Annotated in this window: 24 protein-coding genes and 1 pseudogene; 9 read left to right on the top strand and 16 right to left on the bottom strand. The window is 59.4% G+C overall.

Annotated elements, in window-relative coordinates; genetic code table 11:
* Positions 1-80: 80 nt before the first annotated feature.
* Both H0482_RS16170 and H0482_RS16165 read right to left on the bottom strand, forming a co-directional pair.
* Positions 81-2,033, bottom strand: coding sequence for a CHASE2 domain-containing protein (locus H0482_RS16170; RefSeq protein WP_193731085.1), 1,953 nt, complete (start codon positions 2,031-2,033; stop codon positions 81-83).
* Positions 2,034-2,076: 43 nt separating this feature from the next.
* On the bottom strand, positions 2,077-2,760 hold the full coding sequence (locus tag H0482_RS16165) for a FecR family protein (RefSeq protein WP_193731084.1): 684 nt from the start codon (positions 2,758-2,760) through the stop codon (positions 2,077-2,079).
* A gap of 98 nt (positions 2,761-2,858) precedes the next feature.
* Here H0482_RS16165 and H0482_RS16160 point away from each other — a divergent pair, with 98 nt between their 5' ends.
* Positions 2,859-3,164 carry a hypothetical protein gene (locus tag H0482_RS16160; RefSeq protein WP_193731083.1) on the top strand — a complete coding sequence of 102 codons (306 nt, stop codon included), beginning with the start codon at positions 2,859-2,861 and terminating at the stop codon, positions 3,162-3,164.
* 22 nt (positions 3,165-3,186) lie between these two features.
* Here H0482_RS16160 and H0482_RS16155 read toward each other — a convergent pair whose 3' ends face one another.
* Positions 3,187-3,612, bottom strand: a complete 426-nt coding sequence (locus tag H0482_RS16155) for a hypothetical protein (protein ID WP_193731082.1) — start codon at positions 3,610-3,612, stop codon at positions 3,187-3,189.
* 10 nt (positions 3,613-3,622) lie between these two features.
* The gene (locus H0482_RS16150) at positions 3,623-4,132 is read right to left on the bottom strand and encodes a YbjN domain-containing protein (protein ID WP_193731081.1); all 510 of its coding nucleotides are present in this window, start codon (positions 4,130-4,132) and stop codon (positions 3,623-3,625) included.
* 88 nt (positions 4,133-4,220) lie between these two features.
* Here H0482_RS16150 and H0482_RS16145 point away from each other — a divergent pair, with 88 nt between their 5' ends.
* Entirely contained in the window at positions 4,221-6,419 is a 2,199-nt protein-coding gene (locus H0482_RS16145; RefSeq protein WP_193731080.1) for a sensor histidine kinase, read from the top strand.
* The gene (locus tag H0482_RS16140) at positions 6,416-7,048 is read left to right on the top strand and encodes a response regulator (RefSeq protein ID WP_193731079.1); all 633 of its coding nucleotides are present in this window, start codon (positions 6,416-6,418) and stop codon (positions 7,046-7,048) included. The genes H0482_RS16145 and H0482_RS16140 overlap by 4 nt, the downstream gene beginning before the upstream one ends.
* A gap of 3 nt (positions 7,049-7,051) precedes the next feature.
* On the opposite strand, the gene H0482_RS16135 is transcribed toward H0482_RS16140, so the two are convergent.
* From H0482_RS16135 to H0482_RS16125, 3 genes are all read right to left on the bottom strand, one after another.
* Positions 7,052-7,582 carry a hypothetical protein gene (locus H0482_RS16135; protein WP_193731078.1) on the bottom strand — a complete coding sequence of 177 codons (531 nt, stop codon included), beginning with the start codon at positions 7,580-7,582 and terminating at the stop codon, positions 7,052-7,054.
* A 110-nt stretch (positions 7,583-7,692) separates the two neighbouring features.
* On the bottom strand, positions 7,693-7,956 hold the full coding sequence (locus H0482_RS16130) for a hypothetical protein (RefSeq protein ID WP_193731077.1): 264 nt from the start codon (positions 7,954-7,956) through the stop codon (positions 7,693-7,695).
* A gap of 31 nt (positions 7,957-7,987) precedes the next feature.
* Positions 7,988-9,571, bottom strand: coding sequence for a COG3904 family protein (locus tag H0482_RS16125; protein WP_193731076.1), 1,584 nt, complete (start codon positions 9,569-9,571; stop codon positions 7,988-7,990).
* A 168-nt stretch (positions 9,572-9,739) separates the two neighbouring features.
* Between H0482_RS16125 and H0482_RS16120 the strand changes: the two genes are divergently transcribed.
* Together H0482_RS16120 and H0482_RS16115 are read left to right on the top strand one after the other, a co-directional pair.
* Entirely contained in the window at positions 9,740-10,564 is an 825-nt protein-coding gene (locus H0482_RS16120; protein WP_193731075.1) for a hypothetical protein, read from the top strand.
* A gap of 70 nt (positions 10,565-10,634) precedes the next feature.
* Positions 10,635-12,119: a tetratricopeptide repeat protein gene (locus H0482_RS16115; protein ID WP_193731074.1), complete on the top strand. Its 1,485-nt coding sequence runs from the start codon at positions 10,635-10,637 to the stop codon at positions 12,117-12,119.
* 319 nt (positions 12,120-12,438) lie between these two features.
* On the opposite strand, the gene H0482_RS16110 is transcribed toward H0482_RS16115, so the two are convergent.
* The 8 genes from H0482_RS16110 to H0482_RS16075 all read right to left on the bottom strand — a co-directional run bounded on the left by H0482_RS16110 (position 12,439) and on the right by H0482_RS16075 (position 20,874).
* Entirely contained in the window at positions 12,439-13,617 is a 1,179-nt protein-coding gene (locus H0482_RS16110; RefSeq protein WP_193731073.1) for an aminotransferase class V-fold PLP-dependent enzyme, read from the bottom strand.
* A gap of 1 nt (position 13,618) precedes the next feature.
* Entirely contained in the window at positions 13,619-14,512 is an 894-nt protein-coding gene (locus H0482_RS16105) for an ABC transporter permease (protein WP_193731072.1), read from the bottom strand.
* Entirely contained in the window at positions 14,512-15,441 is a 930-nt protein-coding gene (locus H0482_RS16100; protein ID WP_193731071.1) for an ABC transporter permease, read from the bottom strand. Before H0482_RS16100 ends, H0482_RS16105 begins: the two co-directional genes overlap by 1 nt.
* An 11-nt stretch (positions 15,442-15,452) precedes the next feature.
* Complete coding sequence (locus H0482_RS16095) at positions 15,453-17,222, bottom strand: ABC transporter ATP-binding protein (RefSeq protein ID WP_193731070.1); 1,770 nt, start codon at positions 17,220-17,222, stop codon at positions 15,453-15,455.
* Between the two features lie 54 nt (positions 17,223-17,276).
* The gene (locus tag H0482_RS16090; RefSeq protein ID WP_193731069.1) at positions 17,277-18,875 is read right to left on the bottom strand and encodes a peptide ABC transporter substrate-binding protein; all 1,599 of its coding nucleotides are present in this window, start codon (positions 18,873-18,875) and stop codon (positions 17,277-17,279) included.
* Positions 18,876-18,932: 57 nt separating this feature from the next.
* A complete protein-coding gene (locus tag H0482_RS16085; protein WP_193731068.1) occupies positions 18,933-19,682 on the bottom strand; it encodes an SDR family NAD(P)-dependent oxidoreductase in 750 nt (249 codons plus the stop codon).
* A gap of 106 nt (positions 19,683-19,788) precedes the next feature.
* Positions 19,789-20,094, bottom strand: coding sequence for an L-rhamnose mutarotase (locus H0482_RS16080; protein ID WP_193731086.1), 306 nt, complete (start codon positions 20,092-20,094; stop codon positions 19,789-19,791).
* 9 nt (positions 20,095-20,103) lie between these two features.
* The gene (locus H0482_RS16075) at positions 20,104-20,874 is read right to left on the bottom strand and encodes an IclR family transcriptional regulator (RefSeq protein WP_193731067.1); all 771 of its coding nucleotides are present in this window, start codon (positions 20,872-20,874) and stop codon (positions 20,104-20,106) included.
* Positions 20,875-21,206: 332 nt separating this feature from the next.
* Here H0482_RS16075 and H0482_RS16070 point away from each other — a divergent pair, with 332 nt between their 5' ends.
* The 3 genes from H0482_RS16070 to H0482_RS16060 are packed head-to-tail and all read left to right on the top strand — an operon-like array spanning position 21,207 to position 24,337.
* On the top strand, positions 21,207-22,088 hold the full coding sequence (locus H0482_RS16070; protein ID WP_193731066.1) for an amidohydrolase family protein: 882 nt from the start codon (positions 21,207-21,209) through the stop codon (positions 22,086-22,088).
* A gap of 26 nt (positions 22,089-22,114) precedes the next feature.
* A complete protein-coding gene (locus H0482_RS16065; RefSeq protein ID WP_193731065.1) occupies positions 22,115-23,299 on the top strand; it encodes an enolase C-terminal domain-like protein in 1,185 nt (394 codons plus the stop codon).
* A gap of 18 nt (positions 23,300-23,317) precedes the next feature.
* Positions 23,318-24,337, top strand: a complete 1,020-nt coding sequence (locus H0482_RS16060; protein ID WP_193731064.1) for an aldo/keto reductase — start codon at positions 23,318-23,320, stop codon at positions 24,335-24,337.
* 193 nt (positions 24,338-24,530) lie between these two features.
* Here H0482_RS16060 and H0482_RS16055 read toward each other — a convergent pair.
* Positions 24,531-24,815 (bottom strand): annotated as a pseudogene (locus tag H0482_RS16055) (IS481 family transposase); the annotation flags it as partial.
* A gap of 169 nt (positions 24,816-24,984) precedes the next feature.
* On the opposite strand from H0482_RS16055, the gene H0482_RS16050 reads away from it, so the two are divergent.
* Positions 24,985-25,634 (top strand): hypothetical protein (locus tag H0482_RS16050; RefSeq protein WP_193731062.1); only part of this gene is annotated, 650 nt, incomplete at its 3' end.

The following is a 25,634-nucleotide window of genomic DNA, read 5'->3' as shown; positions in this document are numbered from 1 at the left end:
CTGCTCGGCAGGCTTTTTGGTGCTCGGGGATTTAGCAGTCATCTTGGTTCCTTCGTCAGACGACGAGACCAAAACACTCCTTAAAGCTCAACCCTCAATCTGTGCCATGGGCGCTGACGGGGAACAACTTCCACGTCGATCCGCTGCAGTGGAAATCCCGTGGCCGAGACCGCGGCCTGGATCATCCCGACAACGTCACTGTGTTGGAACTGAACAGGCGATACGTTTATCGATAGACTTCCGGACCATCCCAGTTGCACGGCCCGGCGGCAGGACTCCTCAAATATCCAGGCGCCAAGAGCGACGATTGAGCCGTTCTCCTCAGCCATCGGAATGAAATCGGCTGGGGAAATGCGACCGAGCTCGCCGCTTGTCCAGCGCAGCAGCGCTTCGGCGCCGACAACCTGCCGACTACGCATATCGACCTGGGCCTGGAACGCGATATCCAGCTCGCCTTTTGCGATGGCCTGCCGTAGACCGATATCGACAAACTGACGATGCCGAAGCTCTGCTTCGAGACTGCTGTCATGTCTGCTGCCTCGAAGGCCTCTGGTCTTGGCCGACGCCAACGCCATTCTCGCTTGTTGCAGGCCTTCGCTGGCTCCGGTGTTGGCGGTGATCTCATCACTCATGCCCCACCGGACTTTGATGGCCAGCCGATGAGCACCAACTTCATAGGGATGCTCAAGCGCATCAAGCAGGTGATGGATATCCTCAAGCGTCAACGGCATGCGCCAAGATACCGCAAAACTATCGCCGTCTATCCGCGCCACAAACCCGCGAACATGTCTGGTAAGTCGCGCATAGACCATCGCCACGGCCGCTTCCACAACCTCATGACCCAGGCTGGCCCCAGCGTTTTCCAGCCGCTCAAGCTGCAGGAGCATGGCCCAATTCGAGATACCGGTATCGTGCTGGGCGTCCAGCGCATCGATCCATGCTGTTCGCGACATTGCGCCAGTGCGCACATCGTGATTGGCGATATAGGCAGTACGCGCCCGCTGCTCCTTTAGCTGGCGGCCACGGATGATCCTATCCTGAAACACTCGGCTGATGAGCAAGGCCAGGCAGCCGACATGCAGCGGCATGGTGACAATGTCGAGCGTGAGCCATGCCAGGGCGGCCCAGCTCGCAATCTCGCCACCAATGATTGACGCCGCCAATATTGCAATCACCCAGGGCAAACATGCTTTGGTGAGCGCAATGACCGCAATGGCCACAAGAACGAGCATTGCGAGGGCCGGCCATGGCCCCGTTGCGCTGAGGTTGCGCCGAAGTTTGAGCGTCTCTGCCGCAGCGATCTGAACCATTGGGCCGGCAATAATGCCAAAGCGGGGAACGGCAAAAAGGTCGTGCAGCTCTATGGCGCTCGCGCCAATGATAACCTGCTTGTCATTAATCGCCGTTGGGTCAACGGCACCGTTGAGTACTTCGACGGCCGCGATGCGTGGTACGGTCTGCAAGTTGATCGAATAGTCAATACGGACGGTCTCGTCGGCGCCAGAATTCGGAACAAATGCCTTGGCGATGGACGGTATTCCGGTCTCGACATCAAGAGCCGGGATGGCACGAACAAGCCCAGCCTCCGGGCTGTCGACATTGACAAAAACTGCGTCGGCAAACTCGGAAAATTCGGCACGTGGCTGGTTGAAAACGATGGCGCCATTCGCTGACGTTTGGCGAAAAGCGGCAAGATAGGCATAGCCGCCGGCAGCTTTGAGGCCCTCGGAGAAGGAGCGGTCATTTTCAGCGTTCGACGCCGTGCTGAAATCAATATCAAACGCGACTTCATAGACACCCAGGTCCATAAGTCGATCCAGCAAGTCGGCATGAACGGAGCGCGGCCACGGCCAGACCCCCACCTCAGACAGGCTGCGGGCATCGATATCAACGAAGACAAAATCGCCGGATGGTGCACGATCCGCAGCGGAAAACCTAAGGCCAGAAAGTCTGGCGTCGGCAGCGTCCCAGAAGCCGAGGAAGCTCGACAACGCTACAAGTGCCACAGCGAGACCGGTTAGAAACCAGCGCATCTACTTCCCCGTGACGGTCACCATTCGGGGCTCAGTCGTCATTCTAGTCCCCGCCGCTGTTCCCTTTACCTTTACCGTTCCCGTTATTGCCGCCGTTCCCGTTACCGTTCCCGTTATTGCCACCGTTCCCGTTGATAGAGGAGGCGGTGTTCGCAGAAACGGGCACACCCTCCATCGTATATACTTGAGCGCTGGAACCGCCTTGCACCTCGAGAACGGACTGGGTCGTCACGGTCGCTTGCTGCCCGCGCTGAACGTCTGCAACCAGGCCGTGATCCGTGTCCTGAACCTGCACAACGCCGCGCTCGACATCGACCGTGGCGCCATTCCTATCAACCGTCACGACGAATTTCGTGCCCTTGACCACAGCGGCCAGGAACGGCGTCTGAACCGAGAAGTGCTGGACATTTCTGCGCTCGACGTCAGCCACAAGCTCGCCGCTAGTTTGGGTGATCGAAGTCATCATCTCGCTGCCAGCGTCGCGGATTTGGATCTGTGTACCCGCCCCGAGCGTAACTTTTTCAGCGCCCCGGACCAGATCAACTCTGCCATTGGATCCAGTTTTGACTTGCACGCCATTGGGGATGGCCATCCCCACGTCCAGCGTCATCCAGAGACCATTGGCCTGGATGAACGCCTCGCCGCGCAGGCGATCGACAATCCAGTCTGCGGCGAATGCAGAATTGGCGACAAGGCAGGTAAGAGCAAGTAGTAGAACGCGAAGCATGGACCCCCCCAGAGCGCCTCTCGCTACCCGGCGTATCGTTGAAGACCTGCTAATTTCCGGCGTTAGCGTCAGGCTTCTGTTGGGCGGCGGTTAATGCTTTGGAAATCGCCGAACAAGATTTCGAGGCAATAGCGGCAGCTTTCGACCTGCCCTTTCCAAAACCTGCCTTTCCGCTCCGCACCCCTCATCTGTCGCTCAGGCGGGAGGAGCGGCCCGACAGCTTTCGGGAAATTAAAAAGGTCGTTCGAACGGCAGAAATGGGGTCGGTAACTGCCGGTCAGCAACGCGCCCCAAATCGGTCCTTCATCGCCATCCTTGATTGTCCTGAAAGCTGCCATTTCAAAGAGGTAAGCGCTCAGTGCGAGCTAGCGCAGACCGAACACAAATTGGTGGCGTTCAGCTGACACTTGTTATGGCAACGCTTGGTTAGCAGCGGCGATAAACATGCGGGGCATCCCAGCGGGCCCGGCCATTGGTCAGCGTGACCGAGTAGCTAAAGAATTCCTCCGGCGACGTCCACACGGCGATAATACTCTCCCCTGCGGGTGGAAACCAGGTCGTGCGCCCTGAGAATGCCGTTAGCTCGAACAGGATTTCGCGGCCATTGGGAGCAAGATAGCTGAGAGCGTGTTCCCCGGCAGGTTGCAGTCGCACCGGTTGATCGCAACTGACCAGCGGCTCGCCATTGATCATGCCTTCTCCTTCGGGGAAGCCCACAGCCCAGCTGCCAGCAAAGGGCGCCGATACCCCATTGGGAATTTCGACAATCCCCTCGCGCGGAAACTGCGCCTGAACCGGAAGGGTTGCGGCCAGACACAACAGCAATACCGCGAAAAAGCTGGGACGTTGCACGGTATCTCTCCTAGGGTTCGATGAGCGCGACGAAGTCGAAGACGGCATTGCCCCAATTACCGATCATGCCCATCACGTTGATGGGCGTTGGGGCATCAACCAGCTCAACGGTTTGAGCCAGGCTGGTGCCTCCCATGGCGTCAAAATATGCGCGTGGCCCCTCTGGTTCACCGTTCCATTCATCGAGGTGTGTCGGATTGGCCATGGCGTCGAAATGCGCAACAAACTGCGCGTTGTGACAAAGGTTGGACTCGCTACAGTCGAAAAAGGTCATGGTATAGGGGAAACCATCAACATCGGTGCTGATGCGTGGCGCGCCATTGCTGTCTCGGTCCAGATGGGCTTCGCCAAACGCCTGGGCAATCTGCAAGATCGTCTGAACATTGCTGGCTTCACTTGCCTGAGTCTTGGGCAAAAGCAGGAACACCGCAAGCGCCATTCCTGATCCAGCCAGAAGAACCATCCGGCCGATGCGCCGCACCGGTGATCGACTGCGCAATTTGCGACCATAGGCAGACACCGCAACCTCCCCCATTCCAACGAAAATCCTTGTCGTTAAACTAGGCATCTGGCCGCTTGTATGGCATCCCCTGTTCAGAGGAGTGGGGTTGAGCCGGGAACGCGTTAGTGTTCGTGGACTTAGGGGAGGCCACAGGAAAATCCGAACACCAGCTTTCGTCATGCTTGTCGTGCTTCTGGGGCTGTCCACATTGGCAGTTATTGGGGGCCTGTATGTGGCAGTCAATCAACCCTGGATTGGAGTGATCCTTTCGCCGGGCGACGACGGATCAATTGTCATCGCTCGCGTGCAACGCACCGATCTCGATCCAGAACTGAGTGCCGGCGCACGTCTAAACGCCATCGGCTCACCAGAATCTGGGTCCATGACCGTCACCGCGATCGACATCGTTGACGAACCCGACACGCTCAGTTCCTACTCGGCGCTCAATGAATTTCGCGCGCGCCAGGCAGCCCTCGCCAATATCCAGGATCAAACCAGCGTCTGGCTTGATATCACCACCGCTGTCGGTGAGGCGAAACGGATCTCCCTCGCGCCGTTCGCCACTCGACCCGCCTGGTCCCTCCCTTTTGAATTCTGGCTCCAGGCATTTGTTGGCTATGCCGGCTTGGCCGTGGGCGGATGGGTCTGGTCCCTAAGACGGCGGGAATGGGGGCCGTTCTACCTTGCCGTCGCGGGTGCAGCGCTCATGACATCAGCACTTTCGGCCGCGATCTACGGCACCCGGGAGCTCAGCCTGCCCGGAGAGCTTCTGCTGGTGCTTTCGGGATTGAACCATGCCGGTACAGTTGCCTTCGGCGCTGCCACCATCTGCCTGCTGGCGGTGTACCCCAAGCGCATTGCTTCCAACGCCCAACTAATCGCGGTCTGGATCGCGACGGCCGTGGTAGCAGGCATCAGTATCGCGCAATGGGCACCATCGCAGAGCATTGGCGCCTATGTGCTCATCGTCATTCAATTCGTGGCTATCGGCGCGCTGATCGTCGTTCAGCTATTCCTCAGTCGACGAGACCCAGTCGCCAGAGCAGCCCTGGGGTGGTTCGGACTATCAATCCTCGCCGGCACCAGTGTCTTCATCTTTGCGATTGCCGCGCCACTGCTCATCGGTCTGGAGCCCCAGGCCTCGCAAGCCCAAGCTTTTGGCGTCATTTTGCTGATCTACGCGGGTCTTGCCTTGGGCGTCGCCCGCTATCGCCTCTTTGATCTGGGCATTTGGGCCTTCCGACTGGGCTCCTATCTGGTTGGGGCCATTCTCTTGGTCAGCTTGGATGCCTTCCTGATTTATGGCGTCGCCGTCGAACGCATCCCTGCCTTTGGCATTGCCTTACTGGTATTGGGACTGGTGTACCTGCCCATTCGCAATGCTATCGGCATGCGCCTGAGCAGCCGTCATTCGGTCGCCACACAAAGCTTCCCCCAGCTTGTCGAAATTGCTCTCGAGCGCCGCCCAGAACGGCAGAGTGCAAAATGGCAGGCTCTGCTGATTGAGAACTTCAACCCGCTGACCATTGAGACTGTAGCGCCGGTGCCAAAAGCGGCACTCATCGACGACGGTCAGGGTCTGCTCATTCCCGGACATCTGAACCTGCCCCCGCTTTTATTGCAGTTTGCCAATGGTGGACGGCGGCTCTTCTCCGTCCGCGATGTAGAACGCGCCCAGCATTTGGTCGATCTGATCTCGCATGCCCTCGACAGCGGCGACGCCCGCGAACAGGGCGTTCGTATGGAGCGAACGCGCATCGCCAGGGATCTGCATGACAATATTGGCGCGCAACTCCTGCGCACTCTCCATACGCCCGATCTGCAACGCAAAGATGCCATTGTCAGTGAAACCCTTGCGGATTTGCGCGACATCATCAGCAATGCGCAGGGCAGTGGCATGGCGCTTGATGAGGTGCTTGCAGAGTTGCGATACGAAACCAATGATCGCCTCGCCCTGGCAGGGCTGCAGTTGAGCTGGCAATTCACCGGCATCGCCGAAACGGGTGTTAGCGCCCGATTGGCCCACACGCTGCGCTCAGTGGTGCGCGAATGCGCCAGCAACACCATTCGCCATGCCCATGCCACGCAACTCTGCATTGAGATCGTCGAGCGATCGGGCGAGATTGAACTGAGCGTGTCCGACAATGGCAAAGGCTTCGATGAAGCCGACCCGAAACCGGGTCGTGGCCTCAACAACATCCATTCGCGCATTTTGGGGGACGGCGGGACGCTATCGATCACCGGCACGCAGGGTGCACACCTGCATGCCCGTTTTCCATTGGCTGAGAGCGGGAGTGCAGATTGAAATACTTGCTCATCGTTGAGGACGTCGCCGAGGCGCGCGAGTGGTTGACCGCTATCGCCCGGGAGGCTTTCCCCGAAGCATCCATCAGCACAGCGCAGACCATCGCCGGCGCAATTGCCAAAGTTGATGAGCGGGACTGGGACATGGCCTTGATCGATCTGGGGCTGCCAGATGGTTCGGGCCTGGATGTGATACGGCGCATCCGCAAGAGTGCGCCCGACACCATCTGCGTGGTCACCACCGTTCTGGGCGAAGACGCCCACATTGTCGCTGCACTGTCAGCCGGTGCCCAAGGGTATCTGCTCAAGGGACAACCCAGCGCTTTGATCCAGCGACAGCTGGTGCAACTGCAGCAGGGTATGCCCGCGCTGTCGCCCACAATTGCCCGCCGTATCATGGAGCACTTTCAGCGTACCGGACCGATTGACGGCGACACCGAGAAACTGACTGGACGCGAGCTCGAAGTGCTCACGCTGGTCGCCAAGGGACTGCGTAACGCCGACGCGGCTCTGGCGCTGGGCCTGGCCGAGACCACCATCGCGACTCATATCAAGGCAATTTACCGCAAGCTTGGCATTTCAACCCGTGCCGAAGCCGCCCTGCATGCCAATCGGCTTGGCCTCACCTGAGCTTCAGGGAAGAACCTTGGCGCGGGGCTCTTCCAGGCATTCCACCAGTTGAAATATGCCGCGCGGAATTGAATCCCGATCCGCCTTGCTATCCTCGGTGAGCGCCTGCGGCTCATACCAGAGCGTCAATCCGATCTCCGGCATCATGACATAGGCAGGCGCCGCCTGCCCTGCCAATGGCGGCTCAAACAGGAACGTAAGATCTTCATCGAGCGAATAGAATCGCAGCGATGACCAGATTTCGGCCTCCACGGCGCCCGCGTCCTCGGCAAAATAGTCATTCAGCAATTCGCGCGGACCATCCCCTTTGGCCCCATTTGAGGCGGCCACAGGGTCACTGACCGGATGCAGCGTCATGCCGCTATAGCCGTTCGACACCGAAAAGCTGAACCAATAGGTCCGCTGCGTGGTGGTCAGATAGAGATAGAGGTCGGAAGCCGCCGAAATAAAATTGGTCGCTGGAATGAACCCGATCTCGAGCGGACCGTCCTCAGTTTGCAGGCGGTAGACCGCCTGCTCTGCCGGACACGACATGACGGGGGGATGCGCCGACGCGGCAATTGCCCCCATGGCCCAACCGAGCGCGACAACTGAGAACCGGCTAAAGCAACGAGGCAGCATGGCAACACACCCTGGTGACGTGATCAGTTGATGAGCACAAATGACAGTGCAGACAAGGCCAACAGCAAGGCCGTCAGCGCCAGGAGCCAGACGCGATGACGACGATAGCGCGGCTCGATGAGCCCACCGCGAAACGCGCTCAGCTGTGTCGCCATGCTGGGCAGACTTCGGCCAGACTGCGCGACCGCATCAGCCCGCAAGGCGAACAGAAAGCGGAACGCCAGCACAGCCCACACCAGGAACACGACCGCCTGGACGGCAAAATATAACGGCATCAGGATTGGCATTCGGTTGCAACGTTCATCGCATTTCCCCGTCTCATGAGCAGTCCAATCCATGACCCTGTAGCGTGAAGCTGCAGGCAATATCTTCCTGCTCGATCAACGCGGCATTCATGTCCTGCGGCATCTTCAGAGTCTCGATACGCAGCACGGCAGCGGCGCCATTCTCACCCTTCAGGCCCACCCAGAGATAGGGCCGGCCCGAGAAATAATAGCCCCCCACCGCAAAGCCATTTTCGTAGTCGACGTTCAGGGTGATGTCGACGTCGTTACGGTTTGCGTGCGCCTGCCTTGCCGTGGCGTAAAGCAGTTCGCTGCCCGCTTCCGCAATCACCTGCTGCTGACCATAGTGCATCACCTGAACTTTCGTATTCTCACCAAGCAGGGACATGGGCAGCTCGGAAACGGCAAACTCGACCGTATCATCGATCATGCTGATCGCGTTGAACCGGGCAAACTTGCGCAGCGGCAGATAGTCCATGAATTTGACGAAATCGCTCTCGACCACCCCCCTGATCGGCACGAACAGCTGGCTCAGACTACCCTTCTGCATGTGCCGGCGCGTAGGATCGCCGCCCGTGCCCATGGTGGACCAGCCCTCGCTGCGGCTGAACAGCGAGACAAGCGGCCGCGCCCCCCCGGAGACACCGGGGGCCGTATAAAGCGCCAGATCAACGTCGCCGTTCAGGTCAAACTGTTCATTGGGCAGTGCGCAATAGCTTGCCGCCAGCGGATTGTCCGCCGTCAGGCGAAAGCCGCTGAGCGGCTGACCCTGCTCATTGTTGGCCAGTGCTGTCTCAGGATCCAGCGCCACCTGCGCGGCCACTTCTGATGGCCAGCTTTCCAGATGATAGGCGAGCAGATTGATGCAGGCATTACGCAGCGCGTCTGCGGTATTGCTGTTCCAATAGTACAACGGCGCGGGCGGCAGCTGTGCCCACAGCATGGCGTAGTCCTCACCTTCGACAATGTCGTAGGTCTCTGTTGGCCCCATGCTGGCGATGTAGCTCAGCGCGTTGGCATTGACGTTCCAGTCGACCAGCTGCTGAATCATCAGCGCCACGTCGTCGCGACTGGCTCCCAGCACATCGTCCATACCGAATTGCGCCACCAGCCCATCCAGCGCCTCCGAGGCAAAGTAAGGCGCATGGAAGCCCAGTATGCCGCCAGGTTCGATCATCCGGTCGATATAAGCGCCGATGCCCTCCTGGCGGGCATAACCCGTGCCGCCCAGAAACGCGAAGGCGCAGGCCGAATAGCATTCGGCATTGGCTTCAACGACGGTGGCAATCGCCCGCTCGCGCATCAACGCGGCCAGCCGAAGTCCTTCGATGTAGTCGCCGCCCGGGCTGTTGAGCGTCACCACCGCACAATTGCTGCCCGTAATGTCCAGCAGGTCGGGCGTACACTCGACGAATTCGTCGATCAGGGCCGCCAGAGCGGTAGCATCTCCCTCGGTCACGGGGCCTTCAAAATGGAACTGCGGCACGAAGCGATCAGCCGAATAATGCAGCGCTTCGAATGATACGCTAGCGGCCATGGCCGACGACGCGAGCCCGCCGAACACCAGCCAAGCCGCCAGAATGGTCGTCGAAACCCCGCGCCAGATGAAATGCTGCATTGTGATATCGCCCCACCCAAATCCATTCCTGGACAATGGTATTAAGCCCACGGCCTGACTCGCCATCCCCCGAACAGGGGAGAGCCTGAATGAGCGTAACCAACCTAGATTATGCGGCAGTGGGCTGGATTATCCGGCGCCCAATTCCAGCTCCCGGGGAACTGCTCTGTGTTCAAGGCCAATCTGACATCGACCGTTTCAATCGCGCTGCGCTGCTTTGTGGCCCTGTTGCTGCTGACCAGCGCCACTACGGCCATGGCGCAGGACGAGAACATAATCTTGGGCAATGGGACCTCGCTGACGATCAATGAATATCTGATTGAGGCGGACCCCGATGGCCTCAAGACAGTGGTGGTCCGCGCCGTGCCCAATTTTGACCCCGAGCCCTATGGCGAGGTGCCCTCGGACGATTATGCCCGAATGGTCCAGCCGCTTTGCGGTAATCTCGTCGCAAACAGCGCAGAAGCTTTGCAAGAGCAGGACGTCAGCGCCGTTCGTATCCGCTGGGACTTCACCCCGTCCCAACGCGATGAAGACCTGCCGGCCAACATGACGATGACACGCTTTCACGAGATGGTCTTCGACATTGCCGACAATGCCCCGTGCACGCCCCGGCCGCTGGGCGTCGGGCTGGACAATCTATCGCCGGACCTGAGTGCCGATATCAAGGCGACGCTGCGTTGGGCCGAGCCCGGCCCGACGCCGGGCGAACTGTCCCTGACCTATGCCGTCGGCACTGGGCTTGCCGAAATCTCGCCGTCTGAACTGGATCGGGCGGCCATGGAACTCTGTATCCTGCATGCAGATATCCTGCTCGAAGCCCGCGCCCGTTACTATTCGCAACTCTATAGCCGTACGGTGGCCATCACCTTCGAGCAGGACGAGGAAAAACCCGGTGTCGAACTACTGCGCCGTGTCATCTTCCCGGTCAGGGGTGGTCAATGCGGGACCGGCCTTAGCGAGTTGCTGACCGAGGCCATCCGGGGACAGTAGTAATTACGGATCGATCAAGCCACCCGCCGGCCTCGACACCTCTTCGGGTGCTATCAGCAGGAACACACTGATGCGCCAGATCCTGGCTCTCATAATTGCACTCATGCTCATGCCAGCGGCCCTGCCCGCGTTGGCGCAGGACGATGCCCAGGCTTTGAACGAGGCAGGCAAGGCTGCCTTGACCCGCGGCGATGTGACGACTGCTGCCCGGATCTTTCAGCAACTGACTGACGCCGACGATCCAAATGGCATGAACAATCTGGGCCTGCTCTACTATACTGGCCAGGGCGTATCTCAGGACCGGGCATTGGCGTTTACCCTCTACAAGCGCTCTGCTGATCACCCGGACATGGTCAAACCACAGGCGAGCTATCACACCGGCATCGCTTATCTTCTGGGTGATGTGGTGCCGCGCGACGCGTCAGCGGCGATCACCTATCTCACGCGCGCCGCCGAGATGGATTTTGCTCCCGCCGAATATGAACTGGGCCAGCTCTATCTGAGCGAACCGGGAATTACCGATCCGGCCCAAGCGCTAGAATACTTTAAAAGTGCCGCTATCCACGACTATCCCGCTGCCGCCTATGAGGCAGGTCGCATGCTTGCCATTGGGCAAGGCGCTGCCGCCGATCTGCCTTGGGCGCTGATCCACCTTGATATTGCCGCGCAAGCCGGCATTGCGGACGCCTATTTTCTGCTCGGCGTATTGGCGGAATGGGAATATCGCGCGGGCGGTCCCATGGACGTCGCCGTAGAGTGGTATGCCAAGGCTGAAGCCGCCGGCATCGAGGAAGCCGCCATGCGCCGATGGGAAACCGAACATATCGGTCCTCCCACCAATTGGCAGCAGGCGGAATATCGTCTTGCGCGCAACGACCCGGTCGGTGCCTTCCCGTTTCTGGTGCGCTCCTGTGCAATTGGCGAAATCTATGGCTGCTATTATCAGGCGCTCGCCCTGGCCGATGGCAACGGCGTGCCGCAGGATCGGTACACGGCGCTGTCGATGTTCGAAAACCTATGTGACGAGACGGACGAGTTTGGTTGTGCGGAATTTGCGCGCACGGCTCTGTTTCTGGGCGGGTCGGCAGGTGTGAGCCGCAATCAGGCGGCCCAGCGCACCTTTCAGGGTGAATGTGGCACCGACAATCTGGCCGCGGATAGCTGCTACAGCGTGGCGCTAATGAGCTGGGATGATCGTTTTGGCTTGCGCAACGAAGCGCTGGCGCGACAGTATGCCGACCTGTCATGCCAGCTGCGCAGCACCAACAACGAAGCGTGCCAGATGCAACGACACTTCCAGATTGAAGACAGGTGGAGAGATTTCAGTCAGCAGGACGCGCTCAGCAAGTCAGCCGAACCCGATTTTTTGGAGGGGTTGCTGTACGGCCTGGTAGTTGGCGCAGCCGGGCAGTCCGGCACCGGGGATGCGGCGACCCATTATGGCGAACTGGCCCGTCAGCGGGAAAACGCCCGCACTCAGTTCGCCATAGAAGCAATGCGCCCCGGATCGCAACATTACGGCACTTGCCCCACGGTGAACTCTCCTGGTTGCTAAGCGAGTGCGAGCGAGATCTGTACCAATACTCAATAGATTGAACTGCACCTGCAATCCCGGAGCGCCTCTCAGCTGCCCGAAACGCGATGCTCACTGCCTGTAAATGTCTGATATCGCGTGATCAAACAAAAAAGCTACCGGTCCGCTTGCGGCCCCCCTTAAGGCGCTGGCGTGGAGAATTGTGGGGCAGGGGGCTTCCTTAACCCGCCGGGCAGCAGAGCGCCCCATTTCCGCTGTTCAGACCACCATATCGATTTCCTAAAATCAGCCGGTTCGCTCAGGTCGAGGCATGGCCAAAACCGGAGATGCGGCCAGTCGCCTACAGGGCAAATTGCTCCTTGATAGCTCGGACCAGAAGGTCGGCCTGCCCGGCAGTGTTATACCCCTGAATGGAGACGCGCACGATGGAATGCGGGCCCCAGTTCAGTACGGGTATTTCGATGCCATAGATATCCATCAGCCTCTGCTGGAAGGCGGGCGGATTTTCGACCGCTGGCACCGGCATCGCAACCATCTGCGGGCCCGTGTGCGCCCGTGAGGCCAGCGAAGGCAGGCCGGTTAGCTTGGCGACCCGCTGCGCCGTCTCCCAGGCCAGATCCGAGCAATCAGCCATGACATTCTTCCAGTCATGCTCGCGCCGGAATTCCAGCAGCTTGGGAAGAGCGAGCCAGGCCGATGAATCCCGCGTGCCCATGAACTCGTTCTCATCGATAAAGGCCGAATTGCCGAAGAGGCCCAATGCGCCGGGCTCCTTGGAGTCCTTTGTCCAGCCATGGCTGACAACCAGAGGGTCGATGAGCGATTGCAGGCTGGGCCGCGCATAAAGGAAGGCCGCGCCTTTGGGCGACATCAGCCATTTGTGGCAGGTGCCGGAGTAGAAATCGGCATCCAGCGCATCGAGATTAAGCGGAATATGGCCGGGCGCGTGTGCGCCGTCGATGATGGTGAGAATGCCCCGCCGCTTGGCCTCGGCAACCAGCCGCTCGATCGGGAAATAAAGCGCTGTCGGAGAGGTGATATGGCTGAGATACAGCACCCGCGTGCGCGGCGTCATAGCGGCGACAAAGGTGTCGTAGAAGGCCTCTTCGCTGACCAGCGGCATCGGCACAATGGCCTGCACAATCTTCGCGCCGGTCTTGCGCGCCACAAAGGCCCAGGTTTTTTCCAGGGCACCATATTCGTGATCGCTGGTCAGAACTTCGTCGCCCTCACGCAGGTCAAGAGACCGCGCGACCGTGTTGAGCCCGAAAGTGACATTGCTCATACCGCCGGCAATGTTGTCCGGCGCCGTTCCCAATTCGGCGGCAAGGGCAATGCGCGGCGCATGCATACGCTCTGTAAGCTCGCGCGCCAGAAACGCCACCGGCTCATCCTCGATTTCTCGCTGGATAGCCTGATAGGTGGCAAAGACCGGGGCTGGACAAGCCCCGAACGAGCCATGGTTGAGAAAGGTCACATCGTCCCGCAGGAGAAAGAGGGATGAGAGGTTGCGGGCCATTTCAGCGGGCTTTCTGCGTTGGGTCGAGAGCATCACGCAAGCCGTCGCCAAACAGGGTCGTCGCCAGAACGGTGATGCCCAGGAAAGCGGTGGGGAACAATGCCATGTGCCAATAGAAGAAAATGAAATTCATGCCGGCATTGATCATCTGGCCCCAGCTCGGCGTCGGTGGCGGCACGCCAATGCCAAGGAAGCTCAGGCTTGCTTCGAGCATCATAGCGCCGGGGATTGCCATGGCATAGGCGACAATGATCGGCGAGATCGCGTTGGGGATCAAATGCCGCCGGATGATGTAAAGCGGCGAAGCGCCGAGAGCACGGGAAGCGCGCACAAAATCCTTTTCACGGAAGGCCCGCACTTGTGCGCGCACCAGAAGACAGAAGCCCGGCCAGCCGAACAGAGCGGCGATGACAATGATGGTGACAAAGCCCCCGCCGGTCAGTGCCCCCAGCAGCATCGCGCCCAGAAGCGGCGGAACCACCGAGAACAGCTCGATGACGCGCATGACGAACCAGTCGAGCTTGCCACCATAAAAACCGGCCAAAGCGCCCAGCGGAATACCAATCAGCATGCTGACCGTGGCGGCAGCAAAGCCGATGGTTAGCGATACGCGCGCGCCATAGATCACGCGGGTAAACAGGTCTCGCCCCAGCTCATCGACGCCAAACCAGAACTCGCCCGAGGGAAAAGCGAGTGAACTGGTGAGAAACGCCTGTGCAGTCGGCGCGGTCTTGGTGAAGAGCGGGGCGAAGGTCGCCGCCAGGATCAGCAGGGCCAGCACAATACCACCGGCAACGGCGGCCTTGTTGGCGATGAAGCGATGCCAGGCGAAATAAGCGGGGCTACGAGGTTTGAACTCGGGCGCGGACGCAACACTGGTGTTTGGGCTAGACATTATTCCTCGTCTCCCAGGCGAATGCGTGGGTTGATCAGGGCATAGACGATGTCGGAGATGAGATAGGCCAGACAGATGGCGACCGTCAGCAGCAGCACCAGGGCCATTTCCATCGGATAATCGCGGTTCTGAATGCTGGACACGAAATAGGAACCGAGACCCGGCACGCGGAACATGGCTTCCACGAAGATCGAGCCCGTGGCCGTGCCGATGAACATGGGCAGGAAGACGGTGACCAGAGGAATGGCCGAGTTCTTCATCACGTGTTGGAACAGAATTCGGCGCTCGCTTAGCCCCTTGGCGCGCAAGGCGGTGACAAAGGGGCGGTTCATCGTGTCGAGAACAGCGGTTCGGGTATAGCGCGCATAGACCGCCAGGGGGATCACCGAATAAGCGATGATGGGCAAAATCCAGCGCTCCGGCTTGCCCCAACCACTGGCGGGCAACCATTGCAGCCAGACGGCAAATACCAGGATGAGCAGCGTCGAAATGACGAAGACCGGTATGGTAAGCCCGATGGTCGACAGCGCCGACGCGACATAGTCGATCCAGCTATTGCGGTTCAGCGCCGCCGCCATGCCCAGCAATATGCCGAGTGGCGTTCCGATCAGCACACCCAGGCCGCCCAGGATCAGGCTTGGTGGCCAGGCCTTGGACAGCAGCGACATCACGGTCTCGCCGGGGTTCTGATATGGGACACCGAAATCCAGCCGGAACACGCCCGACATGTAGTTCACATATTGAACCCAAAGCGGCTGATCGAGGCCGAGCTTTTCCATCATCTGAGCCCGGACCGCTTCGGAGACGGGCATTTCATTACCGTCGAAAGGGCCGCCGGGAACGGCATGCATCATCAAAAAGACGACAATGGACACAACCAGAAAGGTTGTGACGATGGACAGGACACGCTTGAGAATGAAGCTGAACATATCTCTTCTCCTCAGGCCGGAACAACGGCTTCGACCATATGGCCGGGGGCAATGGTGACCAGTTGCGGAATGTCACTGGCCTCGGCAGGCGCCGCCAGATCGGCAAGGACAAAGCGTGGCACAGCGCTGGCGATCTCGGCAGCGGACAGGAAGGTCCTTTCGCGCCGCAAGTGCGGGCTGGTGACCGGCGCCGCATCCAGCAGAGACCGCGTGTAAGGGTGGCGCGGATTGGCGAATATGGACGCCGTTGGGCCCTGCTCAACGATGCGGCCGCCCAACATGACGACGACGCTGTCGGTGAAGGAGCGCACGACACTAAGATCGTGGCTGATAAACAGCATGGACAGCCCCATCTGTTCCTGCAACGACTTCAACAGCGCGATAACCTGCGCCTTGACCGAAACGTCGAGCGCCGAGGTTGGCTCGTCGGCAACCAGCACGGATGGCTCCAGAATAAGCGCGCGGGCAATGGCCACGCGTTGACGTTGGCCGCCGGAAAGCTCGTGCGGATAGCGATTGGCAAAGCTGCGATCGAGGCCGACCCGCTCCAGCCATTGCACGGCGAGCTGCTTCTGTTGTGCGGCTGGCATGGTGCGGTGGATATCGAGCGGCTCGGTGATGATCTGCGTGAGCGTCATCATCGGGTTCAGCGCGGAATAGCTGTCCTGAAAGACGACCTGCATATGTTTGCGGTGGACCTTGAGCGCCAATGGATCGAGCTCGGTAATATCAACGCCATTGACCAGAACCCGACCGCTGCTGGGCTCCAGCAGGCGCATGGCCATCATCCCGGTCGTACTCTTTCCCGAACCGGATTCGCCAACGAGGCCGATGATCTTGTTGCGCGGCAGGACGAGGTCCACCCTGCGCACCGCGTAGAAATCGCTGGTCTGTCGAGCCAGACCTTTGCGGCGGCGCACCGGATAGATTTTTGAAAGCCCGCGCAACTCGAGCGCAGGTGCCTCATCTGAGGTCTGCTCGGGCTGCTCGGTGCGATTTTCGCCAGCGCGCAGGCTCGCCAAGAGCGACTTGGTATAGTCATGCTGTGGACGATCAAAGATGTCCTCCACCGAGCCGGTTTCGAGCACACGGCCGCCATACATGACGGCTACACGGTCTACGGTTTCGGCGATCACACCCAGATCGTGCGTGATCATGATCAGCGCCATGCCGAACTCGGCCTGCAACTTCTTGATCAGCTGGAGAATTTGAGCCTGCACGGTCACGTCGAGCGCGGTTGTCGGCTCGTCGGCAATCAGCACTTTGGGTCGACACGACAGCGCCAGCGCGATCATCGCGCGTTGCAGCATGCCGCCGGACAACTGGTGCGGGTAATAGCTCAGAACATCGCGCGGGTTCTTGATTTCGACGCGGGCAAGCAGCTTTTCCGCTTCGGCCATCGCCTCGGCCTTGGATGCGCGGCGATGCGTGCGGATGGTCTCGACGATCTGCTGACCAATGGTGAAAACCGGATCAAAGGCCGACATCGGGTCCTGGAAAATCATCGCGGCTGTACTGCCGCGCAGACGCGACAAGGTGCGGCGATCCGCAGCCAGCATATCGACGCCATCAATGCGCAGGCTCTCCGCTTCAACCTGTGCGGTCGAGGGCAGCAGCCGCATTAGCGCCATGCATGTGACCGACTTACCCGACCCCGACTCTCCGACGATGCCAAGGCTTTCGCCGGGCTCAACCTGGAGATTGGAATCGCGCACGGCCTCTACCCAGCCATCATGCTGGCGGAACCGCACTTTGAGACCTCTCATCTCGACCAGCGCCATTGGTAAACTCCTCAAATGTGCCCCCGGCCAGCAGCCGGGAGCACAAGTGTTCGACTAGTTCTTCTGGATGTGGGTGTTGACGAAGAGCACGGGGCTCATCGGCGTGAAGCCTTCGGCATTTGGCGTCACAGCTTCACCGCTCAGACGATCGCTCACGACGCTCATCTGCATCGGATGGGTCAGCGGCACGATCATGCCTTCGTCGATCATGACCTGTTCGGCTTCGGCATAAAGCTTCAGACGCTCTTCCCAGACGGGGTTGGAGTCTGCAGCGGCAACCAGACGGTCATATTCGGCGACGTGATAGCTATGGCGGCCGCCATTGTAGAAGATGCCGAAGAAGTTGGACGGATCGAGATAGTCATAGCCATAGGGCGCCAGGAACAGGTTGTTCTTGCGGCCAAGCAGGCCGTCCATCCACTCCTTGCCCGACATGATCTTGATGTTCATCTCGATGCCCAGAATGTCCTGGAACTGCGCCTGGAGGTACTGGGCAGCCGATGGGAGGAAGGCACTGGACCCACCCTCTTCGCGCAGCCAGATTTCAACCGCAGGGAAGCCTTCGCCATTCGGATAACCGGCTGCGGCAAGGAATTCCTTGGCCTTCTCCGGATCGAACACGGCCTTTGCGGCCATCTCTGCATTGTATCCAGGATAGCCCGGCGGCAGGATCGAACCGGCAGGAACCGCAAGGTCCTTGAGCACCGTCGAGGTCAGCTCTTCACGGTTCACCGCATAATAGAGCGCGCGACGAACATCGACATTGTCAAAAGGCGCGGCCTCAAGGTCGAAGGCGATATAAGCTGTGGCAAACACGGCTTCGCTGCGGATCGCATCGGGCATCCTGTCGCGCATGAAGGGAATCTGGCCGGCATTCAGACTAGTCATGTCGACTTCGCCAGCGAGGAAAGCCGGAAGGCCGACTTCGGGAGCCCCGAGAGCCGAGTTCAGCTCGACTTCATCCACCTGTGCCTGCCATGGGCCGGTATAGGTTTCACTCTTTTCGAGCACGACGGTATTGTTGACCTTTTCCCAGCTCTGAACCGTGAACGGGCCCGAGGTAACGATGGCGTCGACATTGGTCGACCAGTCAACGCCGACCGTGTCGAATATGTGCTTCGGAATCGGATACCAGAGGCTGACAACGCTAGGCAGATAGGGCTTGGCAGTCGAGGTCGTGATCTGGATCGTCAGGTCATCGAGGGCGATGGCACCAAGTTCGCTGGCGTCCTTCGAGCCTTCGGTGACTTCCTTCCAGTTGACGATATTGGCGGCAAAATCCCAATACCAGGCAAAGTCATAACCGGCCGATGCGGCCTGCTGGATCGAGAGGATGTAATCATTGGCCGTCAGCGGAGTGCCGTCGCTCCAGACCAGGCCGTCGCGCAGCTTGAAGGTCCAGGTCAGGCCATCCTCCGACTGTTCCCAGCTTTCAGCGCCCAGCGCGGTCAGCTCGTAATTATTGTCGAAGCTGGTCAGCGGCAGCTGGATCAGGTCCGAACCGGCAGCGCGGGCATAAACCGTGCGCATATAGTCCATGTAAGTACCGGTCGTGGACAGACCGCCACTCACCAGACGTTCCTGGGCTATGCCCGGTGCGGACAGAGCAGTGGCAATGGCCAGCGCTCCCGCAATCTTTACAATAGTGTTCATTATACTCCTCCTTGAAGTCGTTCCCTTATGGCGCGCGAGCGCCATGTTTCTCCGGGCTCAATAGGTCGCCCGGCCACCAGACAGGTCGAAGACTGCGCCGGTGGTGAAAGAATTTTCCTCGGAAGCCAGCCAGCAGATCATGGCTGCGGCTTCATCGAGTTCGAGCATGCGCCCGCGTGGAATTTTGGCCAGGATCATCGCCAGAAATTCCGGCGCCTGGCTCAAGGCCATGGTGGTCTTTGCCACAGCCGGGGTGACGGCGTTGACCGCGATATTGCGGCCCGCCAGTTCCTTGCCGAGTGATTTGGTGAGCGCCAGCACCGCTGCCTTGGTGGACGAATAGGCCGGAGCGTTCGGATTGCCCTCTTTACCAGCCACCGAGCCCAGATTGACGATGCGGCCGTAATTGCGCTCGATCATATGCGGCACGACGGCCCGGCTGACGAGGAAGGTTCCGATCAGGCCGATGCGCACGACATTTTCGAAATCGGCCACCGGGTATTCCCAGGTCGGCGCATTGGGCCCGACAATGGCTGCGTTATTGATCAAAACGTCAATGCCGCCAAAAATGTCGACCACTTCCCTGGTCGCGGCTTCAACGGCCGCCTGATCGGAAATATCGACGCGCAGAGGCAGAACGCGGTCTTTCGGTGCGCTTTCTGTCAGAGCATCGAGCAGCTTCTGATCGACATCCCAGACGCTGACCTTGCCGCCACCAGCGAGAATCCGCTGCGCGGTGCTGAGCCCGATGCCCTGTCCTCCGCCCGTGACGATGGCAACGCGATCCTCGAAATCATAGAAATTCAATGTGAAAAATCCCGGTCCAGAACCTTGCGGTCCAGACGCTGTCTGAGTTGCTTGTAATCTTGCTTGAAGGCCTAGGCCGGGAAGAAACCGGACCTATCGATGCGAATTAGTCCAGCCGAAATACTTCCTCCACCACATCCGCACGGATTGAACCGTCCGGATTGGTCTCCATATGGTCGCCCATCCAGTCCTGCCACCGCTGCGCCACTTCGGGCGAACCAGCATCGGCAGGAAAACTCTCGTCACGCTCGAAATGAGCGAAAAGCAGCAGGCCGTGCCGGTAGATCGAGTAATTGCTGATGCCCTGCGCTTTCAGCAGGTCGATCATTTCCGGCCATATCTCGTCATGCTTGCGTTTGTAATTGGCCTCTTCACCAGGTTTGAGATGCATCACCCATGCCGAGCGCATCATCGCCTCCACCTATATGCTTTCCGGCCGCATCGGCGGCCAGGCGCCGACATAGCCCAGTGTGCGGCTGACCTGGCTGCAGGCATTGGCCAGCATGTCCACCAGCGGCTGCACATCCGGCCCCACGGCCTTGTGTGTCGGACCTGTTATGCTGATCGCACCGACCGCCTTGCCAGTCCGGTCAAAAATGGGCATGCCCACGCACCAGATACCCATCACCAGCTCTTCGTCGTCGATTGAGTATCCACGCCCGCGAACGCGACCGAGTTCGGCCTTCAGCTCGTCCGGGGCTGTAATCGTTTTGGGCGTATAGCCAGTCAGTTTTTCACCGACGACGCGATCAATCACCGAGTCCGGCTGAAACGCCAGAATCGCCTTGGCACTGCCGCCGCAATGCAGCGGGCTGCGTGTGCCGATACGGAAGTCGAGCTGCATGCCCTCGGTGCCGCGCACCTTGTCAATACAGACACAATATGGCCCGCTCAGCACGTTCACATTCACCGTTTCCCGGGTGGTTTCGGCAATGGTTTCGCAGAAGGGGCGCGCAAGTCGCGGCAGCTGAATATTGTCGAGCTGCAATTCGGTGATCTGCAACAGGCGGTAGGACAGTCGCCAATTGCCCTCCTCATTGCGTTCGACCACATTCTCTTCTGCAAGGTCCTGCAACAGGCGGTGAACCGAGCCGACAGGCAGGTCGAGATGTGTCGCCACGGCGCGAACGCCCAGCGCGCCTTTGCGCGCCAGCAGGTCGAGCACCTCAATGGCTCTTCTCACACTCGACATGTCCCCTCCCTCGACAAAAAATCGTTCCAAATATGGAACAATACGTTCCGTAATTAGAACGAAGCTCTGTATTTCTGTCAACAGCAATTCGCAGTCGCACCTGCAAAGCTAGGGATGATCAACTTTAGCACACTGATTAATAAAGATAATTCCCGTACAAACGGCGCAGAGGGCGAGTTCTGGCCCAAAAAATCTCTCTATACGCCGCTTGACCTTCATAGAGCACAATGTTTCCATATGGAACGATTTGTTCCACATTTGGAACACTATGACGGAGGAATGATGAACGGCATCGGCGGTCAGGGTATGGCTCGTCAGCGCGGAGGGCCACCATGTTGAAGGTGGTGGACCCGCATGTTCATCTATGGGACTTGCGCACCGGCCTTTATCCACACTTTGAAATCCCGGGCCCCGGTGGCCTCGACCCTTCGATCTGCCGCAACTATCTGCTCGACGAATATCTCGCCGAAGGCGATGACGATGTGCAGGTGGTCGGCGCGGTACATGTGGAGGCATTCCCCACCAGTCCCTTGGGTGAAGCACACATGATCCAGGCCGTGGCCGCCAAAGGCGCCCTGCCCCTGGTTCTGGTCAGTAACGCCGATCTGCGCGCCAGCGATCTCGACCAAAAACTTGACCTGCTGGGCAGTGTCCCCGTTCTGCGCGGCATTCGGCAGATCATTAATGGCCCTGCCGCCAATCAGAGCCTTGGCCTTGAAGATGATCGGGCCTTCCTGCAAGGCCTGCGGACCCTCGGCCAGCAGGAACTGAGCTTTGACCTGCAGCTTTGGCCGGCACAGATGGAGCGCGCCGCCGCCCTTGCAGCGGCATCACCCGAGACCATGTTTGTGATCAACCATGCCGGGCTCTGGAATCAAACGACCAGAACAGGCTGGAGCCAGTGGCGCACGGGCCTGCGCAAGCTGGCGTCGCGGGACAATGTGAAAATCAAGATCAGCGGCCTGGGCATGTTCGACCCCGGCTGGACAGTACAGGGCATCGCGCCAATCGTATTCGATATCCTTGAGGCCTTCGGGACGCGCCGCACGATGTTTGCGTCCAACTTCCCGGTCGACAAGGTGCATTCCAGGTTCACCACTATCTGGCGCGCCTTCGATACCCTGACCGAAGACCTCTCCACCGACGAGCGTGACAACCTCTTTCGTCTCAATGCCATTGAGACTTATCGCATTCCCGGCGCCGCAGTGCTGTGACCGGGCCAACAACCAATAGAACCGAAATGAAGATCAAGAGCATCAAGGCTTTCGCCATCAACAATCCCATCGCGGCGGGCACCTATGAAGAGGCCGTCGAGCGCGGCGAAGCGCGCCGCAAGCCCTGGACGATGAATGATGAAGTCGCCAACCCGATGTCGCGCTATCCGAAATATCGTCGCTGGCGCGGATCCTGGCTGGGGAATTTCCCGGCTGTCGGCGTGCTTGTCACCGCCGATGACGGGTCCTGGGGTTTTGGCACCACCGGCTATGGCCAGCCCGTTATCTCGCTGATCAACGACCATCTCGCGCCGCTCTTGCTGGATGAAAATGCGATGGCGACCGGCAAGCTCTGGGACATGATGATGCGGATCACATCGCCCTATTCTTCGGCGGGCCTTGCCTCTTATGCTATCAGCGGCATCGACCTGGCGCTGTGGGACCTTAAGGGCAAGGTGCTGAAGATGCCGGTCTATGAACTGGCGGGCGGCCCCGTCCGCGACGAGCAGGTTTGCTATGCCACCGGCAATGATACCGATTGGCACATGGAATTGGGCTTTACCGGCACTAAGCTAGCCTGCCCTTATGGCGCGGCAGATGGCCTCCAGGCTCTCGATCAGAACGAGGAATTCGTCGCCCGCGCCCGCGAACTCATCGGGCCGCATGTCGAGCTGATGCTTGATTGCTGGATGGCCTTCGACGTTGAATTTGCTGTGCGGCTCGCCCACCGCCTTCAGCCTTATAATCTGAAATGGATGGAAGACTGTCTCATCCCAGAAGACCAGGCCTCTCACCGGGCTCTTCGCGCGCGCCTGCCCTGGCAGACCATTTCCACCGGGGAACACTGGTACACGCCCTATGCATTCTTCAACGCCGCGCAGGAACGGCTGGCTGATATTTTCCAGCCGGACATTCACTGGGTGGGCGGCTTCACCGCAGCGCAGAAAATCGCTGGCATTGCCGAGGCGTCCGGTCTGGAAGTGATCCTTCACGCGGGCATGAACACGCCCTATGGCCAGCACTTTAATATTGCGTCCACCTCTTCGCGCTGGGGTGAGTTCTTTGTTGGGGGTGCCCCCGGGGTGCCGCTGGAAAAGACCCACGGCTATCCCGGCATGGCCGTGCCTAGGAACGGCACCGTAGTGGTGAGTGAAGAACCGGGCTTTGGCCATGGTTTCACTCTCGACGCTCTTGAAAAGATGACGCTCTGACGGCGCGAGATGACATCAATGTCCATCAAAATCAATGAATGGCGTCAGGTCGGCGAGACCAGCCTGTCGCTTCCCACACTCGGATTTGGTGCGGCCCATCTGGGCGGCATGTTCGAACGCGTTTCGCGCGAAGGCGCCTACGATGTTCTTAAAACCGCCTGGGACAAGGGCATCCGCTATTTCGACGTAGCGCCCTTTTATGGCCGCGGCCTCAGTGAACACCGCCTTGGCGGCTTCCTGATCGACGAAGACAGGAAGAGCTTCGTTGTCACCACCAAAGTCGGTCGGTGCTTCCGCCGTCCCAATGATCCGGCGACGTTCAAGCGCGAGCCGTGGAGCGGTGGTCTCGGCATGGAGTTCTACTGGGATTATTCCTATGACGGCATCATGCGCTCCTACGAGCAAAGCCTTTTCCGGCTTGGTCTTGATACGGTCGACGCCCTGCTGATCCACGATCCCGAGGCCGGTGTTTTCGAGGGCGGACCCAATCTGGATGACCTGTCACGTAGCGGTATTCGGGCATTGGAAGAGCTGAAGCGCTGGGGCCATATCAAGGCCGTCGGCATGGGCCTTAATTCAACAAATGCTCTTGAGACTATCGCCCCACGCGTTCCTCTCGATTTCTGTATCGTGGCGATGGCCTATACACTGCTCGACCAGAGTGCCGCCAAAACCGGCCTGCAATATTGTCTCGACAACAAGGTTTCGGTCGTGGTGGGCGCGCCCTATGCCTCGGGCATTCTTGCCACCGGTCCAGGACCCAATGCGCGCTACCACTATGCGCCGGCAACTGAGGATATTCAGGACAAGACTGCGCGCATCATGGCCATCTGCAAACGCCACGGTGTCTCACTGCAAGCTGCCGCCCTGCAATTCCCGCTGGCCCATCCATCGGTGGTTTCGATTGTCCCCGGAGGCGCCAAGGCCTCCGAGGTCGCCGCCAATGTCGACTATTTCGACGAGCATATTACCAGCCAGCTATGGGATGAATTGGCAGCCGAAGGTCTGATCGATCCCGCCTGCCCACGCCCTACCTGACCCAAAAGCTCTACCGGAACGCGCGGATACGACATGGCCGCTTTCGACAATTTCATCAGTAAAAGCAGACGGTCCGCTACCGGCCCCATTTTAGACACTCGACACGCTTGAAGAAATAGAGCCGGGTAGAGAATGGGGCGGAAATCATCTATTTACTTCAATGATATAGGTGTTCGCAGTTCTATTCTGACCGGCGCGCCAGATACCAGGCAATCCGCGTCGGACCCAGATAGTATTGGCTTCGAAGATGAAGGGCCTTCTCCTCGATCTCGACCGGCGTCCGATTGGCATGCCAATTCGGAATCGGCAGCCGATTCACAAGACCAGCTGCACCATGCCTTCGGTGGGCCACTTGCCAACAGTAGAAGCCGCTGCGGCCAATGCCAATATATTGACAGGTCTTGGAAACGTCGCCCGTCTGGTCCGCATGTTGAAGAATGCGAAGCTTGCGCGCGACCTCGCGCTGATCCTTGATCATGAACATCTCCTTTGTCCCAAAATTGAGGGCTTATGGGAGATGTCCCGCGAGTGCCGACATAATTACACACGCTGGCTGCTGTGCCGATGACGAATGGCGGACGCTCCGCGTGGTTCGCCGGCGCCATGATGCCGATGGTCTACCCCGTCTTCGCGATGACGCTTTTTCTTTGGCCACCCGCCGCATGACGAGCGATGCGTCATACAGAACAGCCGCCGGCGCCGCAGCCGAGAAGACGGTGCGCAGCCGAATCCTCGACCCGCTGGATCGCGCCAGTGAAATCCTGTTCGCGCTGATTATGGTGCTGACCTTCACCCTCTCCATTGCCGCCACCGAAGCGGGACGGGAGGATGTCCGCACCGTGCTGATCGGCGCCTTGGGTTGCAATCTCGCATGGGGGATAATTGATGCCGTCATGTACGTGATGGGGGTCCAGGGGGAGCGACGAATCGCCGCCTCGGCACTCGCCGCGATCCGCAAAGAGAATGATCCGGTTCTCGGACGTGCGCTTGTCGCGGATCAGTTGCCGCCGGTAGTCCGTGGCGCGCTCACGGAAGCCGAACTGGAACGCATCCGCTTCCGCCTCAGGGCCGTTCCGGAAAGCATTCCGGACCAGGCATGGCAATGGAGCGACCTGCTTGCGGCGTGCGGGGTTTTCCTTCTTGTCTTTCTCTGCGTGTTTCCGGTCGTTTTGCCTGTCCGTCGTCAGATCATTTGGCGCAGTTTGGGTCTTGGATTAGCGGAGTATCGGCCTCGTCTTTGGGTTGATGTTATGCGGCGAGCTTGCGGTGCTGCAAGCGCCGATGCTGGATGGTTTGT

It is taken from the genome of Devosia faecipullorum, assembly GCF_015158295.1.
In the GTDB taxonomy this organism is placed as follows: domain Bacteria; phylum Pseudomonadota; class Alphaproteobacteria; order Rhizobiales; family Devosiaceae; genus Devosia; species Devosia faecipullorum.
The sequence above is the reverse complement of the archived record's forward strand: the minus strand, read 5'-3'. Positions and strand labels throughout refer to the sequence as shown.